The organism is Cryobacterium sp. PH31-O1 (assembly GCF_030063455.1).
Taxonomy (GTDB): domain Bacteria; phylum Actinomycetota; class Actinomycetes; order Actinomycetales; family Microbacteriaceae; genus Cryobacterium.
On record NZ_JASITB010000012.1, the window covers coordinates 1 to 1,391 of the forward strand.

Sequence of the window (1,391 nt, forward strand, 5' to 3'; positions counted from 1 at the left end):
GGGGACTGTCTCTTAAACGGTGTTTCCGGCCTGACGCGCTGGACGTGGGTCTGGCGGGAAAGGTGCCGTGATGACGACACTTGATGCTGTGACGAAGAAGACGAAAAATGAGCCCACCCGTGAGGCGGTGGCGGCGAAGGAATGGGTGCGCCTGGCTAAGGAGCAGGGCCTGACCTTGGATGGCCCGAATGGGCTGTTGGGCCAGTTCACGAAAACGTTCCTGGAGACGGCGCTGAACGAGGAAATGACCGAGCATCTCGGCCATGAGAAGAACCGTGCCCCGGATGAGCGTGACGACTCGAACGTGCGCAACGGCGCCCGGCCCAAAACGGTGATCAGTCCGTCGACGGGGCCGGTGACCATTCAGGTGCCTCGTGACCGGGATGGCACGTTCACTCCGGTGATCGTGCCGAAACGACAGCGACGTTTGACCGGGGTTGATGAGATTGTGCTCTCGCTCTATGCCCGCGGCCTCACGACTGGGGAGATCAGCGCGCACTTCAACCAGATATACGGCGCGCAGGTATCCAAGGAGACCATCTCCCGCATCACGGACAAAGTGATCGAGGAGATGCAAACGTGGCAGTCTCGCCCGTTGAACGGCGTCTACGCGGCGATCTTCATTGATGCGATCGTGGTGAAGATCCGTGATGGGCAGGTCGCCAACCGGCCCATCTACGCGGCTATCGGCGTGACCCTGGACGGTGATAAAGACATTCTGGGGTTGTGGGCCGGCACCGGCGGTGAGGGCGCTAAGTTCTGGATGTCTGTCCTGACCGACATCAAGAACCGTGGTGTCACCGACACGTTCTTCCTGGTCTGTGACGGGTTGAAAGGATTGCCGGACGTTGTCGGGAACGTGTGGCCGTTGACGACGGTGCAGACGTGCATCATTCACCTCATTCGGAACACGTTCAAGCTGTCGTCGAAGAAGGATCGGGATGCGATGAAACGAGCGGTGAAACCGATCTATACCGCTCCGACCGTTGACGCGGCGCGGGCGGCGTTGGATGATCTGACCGACATGTGGGGCAAGAAATACGGTGCGATCATCCGATTGTGGGAGTCGGCGTGGGAAGAATTCACCCCGTTCTTGTCGTACGACCCCGAGATCCGCCAGGTGATTTGCTCCACGAATGCGATCGAGTCACTCAATGCCCGGTACCGGCGGGCGGTGCGTGCTCGAGGACATTTCCCCACGGAGCAGGCTGCTCTAAAATGCTTGTATCTGGTCACTCGAAGTCTCGATCCCACCGGTGAGGGCCGAGCTCGTTGGACGATGCGTTGGAAGCCAGCTCTCAACGCCTTCGCCATCACCTTCCAAGACCGCTGGCCGAACGCAGAATCCTACTAATGAAAAACGCCGGAAACACCGTTACTGAGACACACCC

General features: G+C 59.5%; 1 protein-coding gene. It reads left to right on the forward strand.

The window, feature by feature from the left end; translation table 11 throughout:
* Positions 1–67 precede the first annotated feature (67 nt).
* Positions 68–1,354 carry an IS256 family transposase gene (locus tag QMK31_RS17195; RefSeq protein ID WP_283502172.1) on the forward strand — a complete coding sequence of 429 codons (1,287 nt, stop codon included), beginning with the start codon at positions 68–70 and terminating at the stop codon, positions 1,352–1,354.
* Positions 1,355–1,391: the final 37 nt, after the last annotated feature.